The following is a 14,341-nucleotide window of genomic DNA, read 5'->3' as shown; positions in this document are numbered from 1 at the left end:
AGCACCCTTTCAGCCTTAAATTGGAGGTTAATCTAATCTAAATAGCAAAAGCTGGTGAGTATTGAGGGTAAAACAGGCTTAATTCTTGGACTTACATCCTTAGGCGGTATGATGCAATTCATTTCTATAAAAGTAATAAACTAATTAATGACTATCAATTCCATCTAACTATTGGAGGATATTTTTATTAAATGAACTTGTAGTCTTAAATACAGTCCCAAAGCCGCAAAAGTTGCCAAACTTTTCGTGAAAATGAGCTTAAATTTCGCAAAAGCGTAGCATAAAAATATTGATTCTCTGGTCAATACATAACAAAATATTAAGCTCAAGTTTACAAAGAACTTAGTAAGCTGTGATACCAACAGTTTTTACTTCTTGTGAGGCTGAATTAGGGGAATTGCTTAGGGGTTAATAATTCCATAATAAATGGCGACAACAAATAAAAAAGCCGCCAAGATGATCAGGGTAAAACCATAGCGAACTCGTGGATCAGGTAAGTCTTGATTGGTGATTACATTATCACTTTGTACCTGAGTCATAGGCTCAGATTTTCCAGATTCTTTGGGATTGATATAGTTAGGCGTATCCTCTGCCACGGTGAGATTATTCTCTGTTGTTGTGTTTTGAGTCTCTTGGGATTTCATAAGCTTTTTTCATGTCTTTGTAACTCCTGCACTTTCATAATTTCAAATATTTACTAATGACTACATCATTCTTGAGAACTACCTTGGTTCGATGCGCAGTTCACCTAGAGGGGTTAATCGATGTGAAGTGAATTTGTAATTCCGAATACAGCCTTCTAAGTAAATATTGAATGCCAAACTCAATATAATACCGTACCCACGTTTTTTTCAAACCATAGACATACGCATATAAACACAGATGAATCTGATAATTGTCTGTATTCATCTGTGGTTACTAATTTTGTATGAACGAAGAAGTCTCCAAAAAACTAGAGTTAATCAGGCAAACCTTGCGTGAAAACGAAGTGCAAGGCGTGCGTTTGCGCGGAACAGACTGGTTTGCTTGGGCGACAGCTGGCGCTTCTAACACCGTGCTGCTTACCGCTGAAACTGGCGTAGCAGAAGTATTAGTAACTACTGAAGATGCTTGGGTATTGACCGATGAAATAGAAGCGCAGCGTCTGATTGATGAAGAACTACCAGCTAATTTTAAGGTGCATGTCAACCCTTGGGCTGATGCTGCTGCCCGTGAGTCTTTTGCTCGTGATGCAACTGCCGGAGGGAAACTACTTAGTGATCGCCCCATCTCCAATTTAGAAAAGCCGTTACCCGCATCTCTGCAATCACATAAACGGGTAATTATGTCAAGTGAATTAGAGCGATATCGCCAAGTCGGGCAAAAAGCGAGCGTTGCCATGACAGAAGTACTCAAAGCCGCCAAGCCAACTTGGACAGAATATCAGTTAGCGGGTGCGGGTGCAGAGGCATTATGGGCGAAAGGGTTGCATCCAGCGCTGACACTGGTAGCGGGTGAGAGGCGTTTACCGCTATACCGTCATGCGACACCCACAGGAGAACAGATTGGACGGCAAGCAATGCTGGTGTTTTGCGCTAGAGGTTACGGTTTGTATGCAAATCTGACTCGATTTGTTTGTTTTGGTAAGCTTTCAGACGAACGGGCCGAATTGCATTCCCATGTGCGCGAAATAGAAGCTGTAGTTTTGAATTTGTGCCAACCCGGAACCACTCTCGACAAAGTTTATCACGCGCTAGCTCAGGCTTATGAGCAGCATGGATTTCCTAATGCCATCCGCGAACATCACCAAGGAGGAACCACTGGATATTTAGCGCGAGAAATCGTCGCAAATCCAACTACTACTGATACTTTGACAGAAGGTATTGCTGTTGCTTGGAATCCCAGTTTAGCAGGGGCAAAGGTTGAAGACACTTTTGTAATTCTCAAGGATGGAAAGTTGGAAAATCTGACTTTTGATCCAAATTTCCCTAGTGTTGAGGTAGAAGGAAGGTTACGCCCTGTACCTTTATACAATTAAAACAATTCGTAATTTGTAATTCGTAATTCGTAATGACGCTCCTGCGTCGCTAACGCTGCGCTAACGTAATTCGTAATTAAGTTTTTTGATGGGGATTTATACCTCGCTACAAAACTTGCCGCTTGTTAGAAGCGGGGGACTTAAACCCACATAATTGGTTAAAAATTATGGATTTTCAACAAGTATTCGGTAAACCACCTGAAACTAAAGCTAGTGCGCCAGGAAGAGTAAATTTACTAGGCGAACATACCGACTATAACGATGGCTTCGTTCTTCCAACTGCGATTCCTCAATGTACGACGATACAGCTAGGTTTTAGTAGCGATAGCCAGCATCACTTTTACTCGGAAAATCTCAACGAGCAAGTGACCATTTTAGATATCAATCATACCCCGTCTGGATTCGCCAGTTATATTTTTGGCTGTATTGAGGTTTTGCAAAAAGCAGGCTACACAATACCCCCGCTTTGTGTGTACGTCAAATCGTCGGTTCCTATGGGTTCGGGTTTGTCTAGTAGCGCAGCTTTGGAAGTAGCGATGCTGCGGGCATTACGCCAACTATTCAACCTTCCCATTGATGATGTTGAAATTGCCCAATTCGCCCAGCAAGCCGAAATTCACTATGCTGGTGTGCAATGCGGCATCATGGATCAGATGGCTTCTAGCTTGGCTGATACTGAGCATATCTTATTTTTAGATACTCGGACTTTAGAACGCCGGGTGATGCCTTTGCCTGAGAAAGCGGAGATTTTGGTTATTGATAGTGGTGTACCTCGCACACTTGCAAGTAGCGGTTATAACCAGCGCCGGGCAGAATGTGAGGAAGCGGCGCGATCGCTCGGAGTGAAGGCACTACGAGATATCATTGATGCTGAAGTAACAGAAAAACTACCAGAACCACTACGCCGTCGTGCCCGTCATGTAGTTACAGAAAATAACCGCGTCTTAGAAGTATTGCAGGGAGTGACATCTGAGCGCTTTGGCGAATTGATGAACGCTTCCCACGCCAGCTTGCGAGATGATTACGAAGTTTCAGTACCAGCCTTAGATACATTGGTAGAGATTTTGCAGAAAACAGAAGGAGTGTTTGGTGCAAGACTCACGGGTGCAGGCTTTGGGGGGGCAAGTGTTGCTTTGGTTACATCAGGTGAGAGCAAACGTATTGCAACTCATGTCCTGGAACAATACAACCAAGCGGGTTACAACGGAAAAATTTTGGTTCCTTCTTTGGGATTAAGTGATGCAGCCTAAAGTTGTTTATGGAAACGCTGTCGTTGAAGGTGAAAATCGTTGGGGATGGTTCATGGGTCACTTTATCACCCCTGAAGACGATCCGCGTTCCACGGAAATGCTAGAAGTAAAATGGGCTATCCACAAAGCAGGTGACAGTAGAACTGATTGGGCAGTTAATAATCAAGCCGCTACTCTTTCAATTCTCATTCATGGACAATTTCGCCTGCAATTTGAAGATAGAGAAATTTTATTATCTCGTGAAGGTGATTATGTTCTTTGGTGTGCAGGTGTGCCTCATTGGTGGGTTGCTGAGTCCGACTGCACTATCCTTACTGTCAGATGGCCTTCAAAGCCAGGCGATAGTGTTGCCTTGGCTGGAATGTCAAAGAGTTAGTTTGCTATGTACCTGCTGTACCCCGCACAAAACTAAGGAATCATCGCTACCTTTATTACTTGACGCGCCTTCATCTCACAAAACACCTGTTCTAAATCTTTTAATGGTCGGTGTTCGCTAATAAGTAACTCAAAGGGGATTTTGCGACTAGCGATCAGTGCCAGCGCCTTCCGCACATACTCTGGTGTATTATGAAACACTCCTTTGAGGGTAAGTTCGCTATAGTGTAGCTGTTCTGTATTGACGGTAATACTGGTATCCCGTGGACATCCACCGAATAAGTTGACTGTTGCACCAGGACGGGCGCAGGCGATCGCAGTTTCCCATACACTTGGTACACCAGTTGCTTCAATCACCACATCTGCGCCCCATCCTTGGGTGAGTTCTTTCACCACACTGGGAATATCTGGGATTTGATGATAATTAAAGGTTTGGGCTGCACCCAATTTCTGACCAATTTCTAGCCTATGGTTATTACCTCCCCACAGCAATACCTCAGCTTTCCCACTCAATGCCGCCACAAACATCAACCCAATTGCCCCATCTCCCAAAACGACGACTTTATCTTTGGGCTTAATATTAGAACGCGCTATACCATGTAACACACAAGCTAAGGGTTCCGTCATGGCTGCCAATTCCCACGGCAACTCATCGGGAATCTGCAACAAATTATGCTCTACTATCGGTGCAGGAATTTTTAGGTATTCCGCAAAAGTCCCGTTATTCCAGGTCAAATTTGGACATAATGAATACTCTTGGCGTTGACAAAAAAAGCACTTCATACATGGTGCGGAATTATTAGCGACGATGCGATCGCCTACTTGCCAATTTGTAACGCCTGCACCCAAGGCAACAACTCGTCCAGCACCTTCATGACCAAACAGTGTCGGTGGGATCAGCATTTTGGCATGACCACCACGCCGCCAGACTTTCAAATCTGTACCACAAGTTGTTGCTGCCCTCACTTGGATCACAACTTCGCCAGTCGCCGGAGTGGGGTCAGCAACTTTCTCTAGGCGTAAATCTTCTTGACCATAAAGTAACGCTGCTAACAAAGCTTTAAACCTATCAATTAGCTCCATCCGATTTTACCAGTTGAAGCTAGTTGATAGGTTTAAAAAAATCAGTCTTGATTTGTATCTAGTAGGCTTTTATTAATCTAAAATGCTGTAAAACTAGGTATTCACCGCTGGCTGGGGAACCACTCCGGTGTTCCGGGTTTCCGCATTAGGCAAGCGAGTAACAGTTAATAGCGGTACTTCTAGCCGGCACGACAGGCAAAACCAATATAGTTCACCATGTCGGGCATGACGCAGGAGGGAACCACCGCAGCATGGGCAGGTGTTGGCTCTCGTACTCATACCAATGTCCTCCTTAAAAAATTATTGTTTAAACTAAGTAAAAAAAAGCAGTTGATTAAAACTCGATGTTAGCTGCATGAATGCGGCCATTTGATTCTATGCGGTCTTTAATAATTTGTCTGTAAACAGCTTCATATCCGTTAACCATTTGGCTAACACTAAAATTGTTTTCTACATGTTTTCGACAGGTTTGACGATTGAGTTCCAAAGCTAGTGGAATCATTGCTGCCATTTCTGCATAGCTTTTGCAGATAAAACCTGTTTTACCGTGGGCAATCACTTCAGGTACGGAGCCGAAATTCATGGCAATCACTGGTGTACCAGTTGCCATTGATTCAGTCATTACTAACCCAAAAGGTTCTTGCCAGCTAATGGGAAAAAGAGTTATGGCAGCATTGCCCAGAAGTTCAGTCTTTTCGGCGTGGTTGATTTCGCCTAGATATTCAATTTGCTGACCATCTATCAGAGGGGCAATCTCTTGTTCAAAAAACTTAGAGTCTTGAACATCAACCTTTCCTGCCATCTTCAAGCGCCAACCGATCTGTTTAGCAATAGCTATCGCATGTTGTGGCCCTTTCTCTGGCGAAAAACGACCTAAAAAAGCCAAATATGGAGGTTCTGACGGTTGGGCTACGAATGGATAATCTGCTAGCTCAATTCCGTTATAAACCGTGTCAATATAATTGAGATCGATTTGACGCTGCGAGTTACTAATGCTGACGTATGGTTGCTTTTGGTGATAGCTAAATGCGTGACGGTTATCCGTTGTAAAATTATTGTGCAGCGTGTGGACTGTAGAAGTTGCTGTTATCAAACTCGCTAAAGGTAGTGCCGAAATCCCTACATGAGAATGGATAATATCGAATTGGGCAGTACGTTGGTACACTTGACTCAGTTCTAGCATTTCGTACACTGCATACTCTTTGACATTTGGATCTAAGCGCAATGCACGTGGATAAACTGCTTCTAAATGAGCCAAAGTTTGAGAATCGCCAGAGGCAAATAAGGTTACCTCATGACCGCGACGAACAAGTTCATCAGTCAAGCGACTCACTACCAGTTCTATTCCTCCATAATTAGGAGGTGGAACCCTTTCCCATAAGGGGGCAACTTGAGCGATTTTCATAAGTTTTATTGGTTCAGTCTATGAAATTGTCCTCAATATAATGAGTTGCATCATTATTTTATGAGTAAAGAGCATTTGTACTTACTCTTTTGACATTTAAATTAACCTAACAGGCTACTAAAAGCGCAATAAAGGTTAACCAGACCGGAAATTTTCTACCGACAAATCTAACGGACTATCGGTAAAAGTCAACCCCAAGCTAGACTTCTAACCTATAACAAATCTATTACTTGTTGCATCTGTCTTGGGGATCATAATAAAGTAGAATATTTTGTAGCGTAACTTACAAATTTGAATATTTTGTAGCTGAAAATACTAAAATATTGAATGGGATCAAGTCATTAAAGCTTCGTTTAAACGTAATTGGTAAATAGAAAAGAAATTATAAATATTAAGTAATTGTACAATAATTACATAATTTGTAATTATTAATTTTCAAAAAATTCTGATAACTAATGAAAATCGCTACTTGGAACGTCAACTCAATTCGCACTCGTCTAGAACAGGTTACCGATTGGTTAACTACCAATCCTGTTGATGTTCTCTGCTTGCAAGAAACCAAGGTTATGGATGCTGAGTTTCCGCGATCGCCTTTTGAGCAGTTAGGCTATAACCTTTATATGTCAGGACAAAAATCTTATAACGGCGTAGCCCTGATTAGCCGCCAGCCACTCGTAGACGTAAGTAGCGGGTTTAGGGCGATTTTGCCAGATTTACACCATGAATGGGATGAGCAAAAGCGGGTAATTACAGGTGTAATTGATGGTGTTCGGATTGTTAACTTATATGTTCCCAATGGTGCAGCGGTAGGAACTGAAAAATACGAATACAAACTGCGCTGGTTGACAGCGTTACACGAGTATTTGCGATTGTTGGTACTGTCAGAATCTGCAATTTGTGTGTGCGGAGACTTCAATATCGCCCTGGAAGATAAGGATATTCACGAGCAAGTGAGTACAGAAAATCACATTATGGCAACAGAAACAGAGCGCCAAGCCTTACGCGATATTCTGAAACTGGGATTTGCTGATGCTTTTCGCAAATTCAATACAGAAGGCGGAAATTATAGCTGGTGGGATTATCGCGCCGCCGCCTTCCGTCGCAACTTAGGTTGGCGGATTGACCATCACTATCTCACACCTATCCTCTATGAGCGTGCTACGAGTTGCATTATCGATGTCGCGCCCAGGAAATTAACCCAACCCAGCGACCATACGCCGGTAATTGTGGAATTTTGAATGGGTAGTGGGGCAGTATTGCCCCACTACCCACTCGTCATCAATTTAACGGCTTATATATGTCTTTAGAACTGGGATTAAGATAAGGACGCTGTAAATCTATTAGGTGTCGCGCAAAGTGTTGGTCAATTGTCCTCATCCGTTCCTCCATTGCATTTTTACCTTTTTGCCAAGCTTCCAACAAAGCATTAGCGACAATTTGGCAACGGTTCATCCCGAAACTTTCTTGCGCCGCAAATTTTTGGGTTGGTTCCTCGGCTAAACCTAATCCTGGTGCTAAAAATTTGGTAAACAAGGGAATTTCGGGCTGGAAATAGGATTGATTTTCTGGATAAATAGCCTGAAGGATTGCGCGGATTGCTGGATAGTCGGGGAGTTCAAAGTAGAGTAGCCCCGAATCATAGCGTCCGTATGCACTGGGATTGTGGAGAACCTGAAAGCAAAAGGGAATCGAGGCTGCATTCAATTGCAGTGTCAAGCTTTCCATGAGAGCGATCGCACCAGATGGCGTAAAGTTAAAGTAAATTCGCCCTGCTCCCAAATCAGCATCGGGGTTACTTTGCCGTTCCTGTCCGACATTACTAACTGCCAAGTAACAGCCATTTTGCATTCTATTTTTGGGCATCCAGATAGCTACCATCTCACCCACTTTGGTAGATTTCTTACCGGATTCTAGATGGCAGTCTGGCTCAACATAAAGTGTTAAACCGCCTTTAGTCACCGCCATAGTCCCATCAGGTTCTTTCCGCAACACCTGCCATCGAGGGTCAAAGTAACCTATGCCGTGATTACTGGCGTGCAATTGCTCGTAAAATTCCCAATCAATTTCTAAGATGGAATTATCTGTTAAATTCTGCTTTGGCGGGCAATTACTACTATCACTATTGACTGCTAAAGTACTTTGTAGGGAGCCATTGTAATAGATCCCATAAAGAAAGTTGCGTAGTAATAAGGTGAGATACTTCTGTTGTAAATCTGCCGAGTTTTGCTGAAATCTGTCGGCTACTTTAGTCGGCAGAGCAAAGGGTTGATAATTAGGATGATAAATACAAAAATTTGACTCAATTTGGATATTCTTAGCAATATCGGATAGAGAAGTTAGCGGTTGATTGGTAGAGTAATTTAGCATTAATCCATTTAGAATTCAAACTTTAAAATCCAAAATTATGAAACCCCTCTGGGGCAAAAATCCTCAGAAAATTATGATAGGAGAATACGCAGAACAATTCAAAATGTCTAATTGCAGTTAAAATCTGGCTTTTAAATTGTTCTGCTCCCTGCCATTAACAACCGCGAAGCTGAGTCTTTTCGTAATAAATACGGAGTAACTGCTGCTCTTTGACAGGTTGAGGAAGCTTATGGATTTTTGCTACAGGATTCAGAATTTCTGATTCTGATATCCCGAAAATAGTCAGTACAGCTTGCTGCGGCATAGTGAGTAAACTTTTAGCCACTTGGAGCATACAAATGTCAGCATTATTAAAATATTTTTGGCAGGTAATCATATCTTGAATTTGATGAATTAGTGCCAGCCCTGCAAACTGGATAACGCGCACAATAAAGTCACTGCGGTATTCCAAAATCATGGGGAAAGCATTTAGATAAGCCCTAATTAGGGCAAGAATTGAAGGTTGTAAACTCTCCAACGGTGTCAATGCTAGATTTAGAGATTCTTGTAATTCAATGGTGGGGTCTACAACGAGGCTCTTGAGCCAAATTCCTAAATAGCTTGCTAGTAAAGTTCCTAAATCAAAGGCTGGATCTCCCCAAGAACAAGCTTCCCAATTAATTAGCTTTACTAGGCAATTGTCTAGTTTCTCCCACCTGGAATGAACCAAAATGTTGTTCAATTTCAGGTCGTTGTGAGTCAAGCAGCAAGGATTCCAGTCATATGCCAAATCAGCGATCGCAGATTCCAAACTCTCCGATTGCTGGTAGAGTAAATAGAATTTCAGCGCATCTGTGGGAACCGTTCCAAAAATCTCTGGCCCAATTGACCTTAACCCTTGCGCCGGATTGTAAAAGCCATAGCGAAACTCTCCTTGCGGAGCAGTTGCCATAAAATCCTTATATTCTCGGCGGTTGTAGGTTGCGCGATGCAGTCCTGCCAAAGTCGTGCCGATCGCAGTGGCAATTTCTTGTGGAAAAAGATCATTATTGTGGTATAATGTCGCAAGCTCATGATATTCACTTAAGTAGTTGCGGACGAGGATAGAATTTTCTTCGTCAAAATGCACTACTAATGGTGCGATCGCAGAAATATTGCCAAGAACTGGAAACTGCTGGAGCAACTGATGAAATAGCCACTCCTGAAACAATTCATGAGGCGCTGCGTCATTGTTTTTAACGTTACGTTCTTGTTTAATGAGCAGTTTACGATTATCTGCTAAAGTCACTAGTAAATCGAAATTGTTCTTACTACTTCCTGGCAACTCAGATTTATCTGATGCGTCATCTTCTGAGCTACACAGCCCCGCGTCTTGCAGATACTGGATAACGTTATGAGAAGACAGTGATAATACCATGTATTATTTCCTACTTCATTAAATTACTTAAACTTATCTGTGTCGGTATGTGCTTGTACTTAGCAGTTATCGGTAGATAGTAACTAGTGTGGGAATAAGAATAAAGATTTGTACAATCTACTAATATCCCATCTTGCCGATAAAAACCTGCCAAAATGGCACCAAGTCCTTTACAATTGCTTTAAAATTTGCTCCCAGATACCATGATATCTTTACACTTTATCAGCATAGTTACTTAGATACATCTAGAGCAAGTTTTGTGGTAGAAGCCCATTGATGTAGCTGCATCTCCAGGTTTGTGGCGCAGAAACATCCCTAGCACAAAACTGATTGGCGGCAGATGTTGTTTAATGTTCAGTAGTCATCCTGAAAGCAGCGAAGAATTTCGGTAATCCTTCGTGGAAGGAAGCATGACATTCAACGCTATTATTTTTATTTATCATCACAAAGCCAAAAAAACCGGACTTTTTAGGCAATTAGTAATTATTTTTTTCTTTAATTTTCAGAATTGATGTCTGGAAACCTAGTTATTACGTCATTTGTCTTACTTACGTATTGTAGATGACTATAGGCGATCGCAAATAACGGCTACATGAGTGCATCTTATGGAAGTGTACTTTTGTCAAGTATGAAAAGACCTCTCCCTGGTTTTACTACGTAAAACCGTCCCTCTCCGACTCGGAGAGGGAAAGAGTTAAGACTTGGTTTCGATATCGTATAAATTGCAGAGGGTGAGGAGTTTTTGTTTGAAGCGATCGCGCAGACTCTCAGGTGATACAATCACGCAATCTTCCCAATAGGGCGATACTTCTCGAATCAGCCAGAAAGGGTTAGCTACTCGCCGCACAACCTGACGCACATTATTAATCATGTCATCCTCAATATCATCTTCTTTGGGTTGATAGGCTTTGGCTAGCCAACCCCGAAAGTGTAATTGCACTTTTACATAGTCAAGTTCACCCCGCCAATCACCACTTGTCGGGACAACAGACTTAATTCGCTCAAAGCTTAAGCAACGATTGTGCCAAAGTTCGGGTAATTCTGGAATATCGTTTTCTACGTCTGCTGTCTCTTCGCACCAAATCATGAGATAGAAGCGTTTCTCAAAGAAGCGCACCTCAGCGTGACGAACTTTGTAATCTAATTCCTGACCTTGAGAGTTGGAATAGAGAATGTAGAAAGGCTGTTTAGCTTTACTTAGTTCTTCTATCGTATTTCGCCATTCTTGGATAGGTTGACTAAGTTGTTTCATCAGCAATTGACGAAGAGGTGCTTCAAGATTGCCACGTTCTAGCAAAAGTGCAAGTACAGTTTGCGCTTCTCCAATGTTGCCTGCATCGTTCAAAGCTTTAATCGCTTGCTGTAAGGCATGAACTTGGTTAGAGTCAAGCGTAAAGGGCTTTCCGACCTCTACAGATTGTTGTGCGATCGCTACTATTAACCCCGAAATACTGGGTTCTTTGCCCCAAGTAATATTGAGACGGCGAGCGATCGCTTCTAGTTGTTCCTTAGTTCCTGGCGGAATTGACAGTGTAATCGTTTCTTTTTTTCTGGGCATTTACAAAATGTACTTGCACTTTTGATTTACTTGTGCCATATTCATAGATGTAATTATAAATAGTCTAGTTGCAAAAAAGTGCAGTGACATAACTTGAGTTTGTCAGGTTATCTCAGTATAAGTACTCATCTCAAAAGTTGACTTTGCAACCTAGACTCGATTTTGGATTGGAGTATCTTTATATGTCCAAGCGCAATAGGCTTTTGAATAATCCTCCAAAGACTTTGGAGGAGCGTTATTTCAGTGAAATTCGCCCCCAGCTTTACGAAAATCATGCACATCATCATCAGTACGGCGTAAGAAAGGGTACGACCCTTGCAGAACACCTTGATTCTGCGTGTCAGTTCATTTTGACAGTTAGCCGAATCGCAGAAGTTCCAGAAGATAAAAGACCTTTGCTACTAGCTGCAACTGCTGTACATGACCTGAATAAATTAGATACCCAAGGGCGTAATGTTAAAACCCTGGCTAGAAATCAGGAATTTTTACGAGAACAACTAGAAAAGGCTTGTGTACTTAGATTTGTTGTCTCCGAAGATGATTTGGAGCTAGTCAGAAAGCTAATTGAGCGCCATTCAGGTCATAACGTCAGCGATGGAGCAAGATTTTTACCAGAAGACCCAAATATTGAACGTTGGGCGGCGATGCTTACAGCTGCGGACTTATTTGATTTAGGAATTACAGATGCACAACGTTTTCGCAAACTGGAAAAAGAATTAACCGTTGCTTTTGGGCGAAGCTGTAATCTCTTTAGAATCAGCATTTCTGAAGACAAAGGCTATATTACAGCCCTATTGCTGGGTGCTTGCGAAGAGATTCTGCAAAAGTATGGGTTAAATCCTTTAGCAATTTTCCCTAATGGCGAACTTTTTGAAGGGGAAGCTTTAGCAAATGTAGATTTTACAAAAGAAATAGCTGCCATTTGGCAAAGTAAAATTGACCAAGTTTTTGGGAATAATATTGAAAGACTTGTTAGACCTACGAAGGATGGCATTAAATTTACTTATCAAGCTATCCAACAAAATATTGAGGAAGTTTTGGTAAATGTTGAGGCTCTTTTAGAAAGGAAAAAAGCTGGATACAAATCAGACAAGATTTCTAAAGATGTAACTAAGTGGGGTGAAGCGGCTGGTGCAGATGCACTAATAAAAGCGGCTGAACTTCAGTTATTACCTGTAAGTAATGCAGAAGAATTTGCTATATCTGAAGGTTTGAAGGCAGCTTATCTTAGTTATAGAGAAGCCGGATTAAGCCCTAAAGAAGTTTGGGATAAAATCGCCCATCATACGGGTATATCCGAACTTCAGCGTACTGCAATTGAGCCATTTAATGGTCAATATGGGCGACCTTTATTTGCTGCTAAGGCTGCTGTTAAAGGAATTGAGGGTATTAAAGAAGCTCTACAAGAATCTTTCCAACTAAGAAAGGAAAGTACACAAATATCTGAAGAAACAGAAGTATCTGAAGAGATGATTGCAGCCGTTAGCCGAATGGTAAATTTACCTTTTGCTATTCGGTTAAATGGAGCTAATGATTTAAATGCTTATGTAGAAGCAAATCCCAGACAAAGATGCTCTTTAGGTTCTACTTCCACTGATATAGATGAGCTAATTTCAGATAATATGCCTCCTGGTACTAAGGTACAGGCTTTTTCTAATCGCTTACCGGGTGGTATCAGTGCTGAACCGAAAAGACAAGCAGATTCAATTGCAGCTTTAGCTTACCAATTAATGGCAGTCGGGGCGAACTTTCCTGCTGTTAAAAAACAAGACCCGCTTTATTTGCACTTAGCATTACCTAAAGGTTCTGCTCCAGAACTGTTGAGAATTTGGCGTGGACTTTTAAAACAACTTGCAGCGACAAATGCTGAAGGTGGTACTGTCACTATTGATGAATTGAAATTATATAAAGATAATCAGCTTGAATTTAAATCTAACAAAGTAGTCGGTTTAGCATTACCAAAACGTCCTAATTTTGTTCATACATCTGTTATTATTCCTTTACTTTGGGGAGATGTTAATAATTCTTTAGCTTTACTAAAATCACTGAGACTTGCTTTAGAAATTTCCTTGTCTTTAGATATTGGCTTTCCTTTTACCTTGAGTAGCAATCTAGAAGTGGAGTTATCTAGTGAGGTTTACGGACGAATAGAGGGAATTCCTTCTGCACTGCAAACTTTATTGGGAAATGGACAATATCAGCAACGCCAAGATGCAGAAAAAATTCTTGAGCGACTACGTTGCATTGGCAAACTAGCAACATCTGTTGCAAGTATTCAGAAAGCTGATGATTGTTTGTATGATTTGGCTCGTGCTTGTGTCAGACCAATTGAACTTTATTATGTCTTGTTACGTTGGACTCTGCGAGAACAAGACGAACCAAATTTGAGCGTCATTTGGAGTCGCATTTGTGAGCCGTTAAATACTTTACTGGAGAGCTTTATGCCTGATGAAAACTTACTCTTAACTAAATATCTTAAAGAAGCTGCTCAAGTTGCAGCAGAGGGAAAAATTTGGGGAAGTTCTTTTAAACGAACTGCTCAAGCAGAACCGTTTACAGCCTTTATTGCTGCTATTCGTTCTCAAAAGCCTTATTTGGGTTTAGATGTAATTTTTGCTGCTTTAGTACAGCAATATCATACTCGCTTAGACCGTATCCGTGAGCATGGCGTAGGTGCAACAAAGTATGAACAGGTCAAGCGTTATTACGAGCTATTACGAAAACTATATGAGGAGGTTTATTCAGCACGTCCTGAAAAGTTTTTATCTGACCAAAAAACTTTAGAAGCTGCTTATTTATTTTTCCTTGAAGAAGCACGTAAACAACTTAAAAGCCAATCTGAAGATGATTCTGTCGAAACAACTACAACTGTTTAAATAATTAGGAGTTT

12 protein-coding genes are annotated in these 14,341 nt (G+C 41.5%); 5 read left to right on the top strand and 7 right to left on the bottom strand.

All coding sequences use genetic code 11. The annotated features are described in order from the left end of the window. Positions 1-401: 401 nt before the first annotated feature. Positions 402-644 carry a hypothetical protein gene (locus F8R90_RS12405; protein WP_196510988.1) on the bottom strand — a complete coding sequence of 81 codons (243 nt, stop codon included), beginning with the start codon at positions 642-644 and terminating at the stop codon, positions 402-404. A 284-nt stretch (positions 645-928) separates the two neighbouring features. Between F8R90_RS12405 and F8R90_RS12400 the strand changes: the two genes are divergently transcribed. From F8R90_RS12400 to F8R90_RS12390, 3 genes are all read left to right on the top strand, one after another. After that, positions 929-2,017 carry a M24 family metallopeptidase gene (locus F8R90_RS12400; protein ID WP_196510987.1) on the top strand — a complete coding sequence of 363 codons (1,089 nt, stop codon included), beginning with the start codon at positions 929-931 and terminating at the stop codon, positions 2,015-2,017. A gap of 167 nt (positions 2,018-2,184) precedes the next feature. Next, positions 2,185-3,267 (top strand): galactokinase, encoded by a 1,083-nt coding sequence (gene galK, locus F8R90_RS12395; RefSeq protein WP_196510986.1) that lies wholly within the window; start codon positions 2,185-2,187, stop codon positions 3,265-3,267. Then, a complete protein-coding gene (locus F8R90_RS12390; protein ID WP_196510985.1) occupies positions 3,257-3,643 on the top strand; it encodes a signal peptidase I in 387 nt (128 codons plus the stop codon). Before galK ends, F8R90_RS12390 begins: the two co-directional genes overlap by 11 nt. 32 nt (positions 3,644-3,675) lie before the next feature. On the opposite strand, the gene F8R90_RS12385 is transcribed toward F8R90_RS12390, so the two are convergent. From F8R90_RS12385 to F8R90_RS12375, 3 genes are all read right to left on the bottom strand, one after another. Next, positions 3,676-4,698 carry a zinc-dependent alcohol dehydrogenase gene (locus F8R90_RS12385; RefSeq protein WP_196511007.1) on the bottom strand — a complete coding sequence of 341 codons (1,023 nt, stop codon included), beginning with the start codon at positions 4,696-4,698 and terminating at the stop codon, positions 3,676-3,678. Positions 4,699-4,818: 120 nt separating this feature from the next. Continuing rightward, positions 4,819-5,004: a hypothetical protein gene (locus F8R90_RS12380; RefSeq protein WP_196510984.1), complete on the bottom strand. Its 186-nt coding sequence runs from the start codon at positions 5,002-5,004 to the stop codon at positions 4,819-4,821. Between the two features lie 55 nt (positions 5,005-5,059). Then, positions 5,060-6,130: a glycosyltransferase family 4 protein gene (locus tag F8R90_RS12375; RefSeq protein ID WP_196510983.1), complete on the bottom strand. Its 1,071-nt coding sequence runs from the start codon at positions 6,128-6,130 to the stop codon at positions 5,060-5,062. A gap of 455 nt (positions 6,131-6,585) precedes the next feature. Between F8R90_RS12375 and xth the strand changes: the two genes are divergently transcribed. After that, the gene (gene xth, locus F8R90_RS12370) at positions 6,586-7,368 is read left to right on the top strand and encodes an exodeoxyribonuclease III (protein ID WP_196510982.1); all 783 of its coding nucleotides are present in this window, start codon (positions 6,586-6,588) and stop codon (positions 7,366-7,368) included. 40 nt (positions 7,369-7,408) lie between these two features. Here xth and F8R90_RS12365 read toward each other — a convergent pair whose 3' ends face one another. From F8R90_RS12365 to F8R90_RS12355, 3 genes are all read right to left on the bottom strand, one after another. Next, on the bottom strand, positions 7,409-8,497 hold the full coding sequence (locus F8R90_RS12365) for a T3SS effector HopA1 family protein (protein WP_196510981.1): 1,089 nt from the start codon (positions 8,495-8,497) through the stop codon (positions 7,409-7,411). A gap of 154 nt (positions 8,498-8,651) precedes the next feature. Further along, the gene (locus F8R90_RS12360) at positions 8,652-9,893 is read right to left on the bottom strand and encodes a phosphotransferase family protein (RefSeq protein ID WP_196510980.1); all 1,242 of its coding nucleotides are present in this window, start codon (positions 9,891-9,893) and stop codon (positions 8,652-8,654) included. Between the two features lie 694 nt (positions 9,894-10,587). After that, a complete protein-coding gene (locus F8R90_RS12355; RefSeq protein ID WP_196510979.1) occupies positions 10,588-11,451 on the bottom strand; it encodes a WYL domain-containing protein in 864 nt (287 codons plus the stop codon). Between the two features lie 182 nt (positions 11,452-11,633). Between F8R90_RS12355 and F8R90_RS12350 the strand changes: the two genes are divergently transcribed. Next, the gene (locus F8R90_RS12350) at positions 11,634-14,327 is read left to right on the top strand and encodes a CRISPR-associated protein Csc3 (protein ID WP_196510978.1); all 2,694 of its coding nucleotides are present in this window, start codon (positions 11,634-11,636) and stop codon (positions 14,325-14,327) included. The last annotated feature ends 14 nt before the right edge of the window (positions 14,328-14,341 follow it).

Origin of the sequence: Nostoc sp. NZL (assembly GCF_015714705.1) — a bacterium.
In the GTDB taxonomy this organism is placed as follows: Bacteria; Cyanobacteriota; Cyanobacteriia; order Cyanobacteriales; family Nostocaceae; genus Nostoc; species Nostoc foliaceum_A.
Note: the sequence above shows the minus strand (reverse complement) of the source record. Positions and strands in the feature narration are given on the sequence as shown.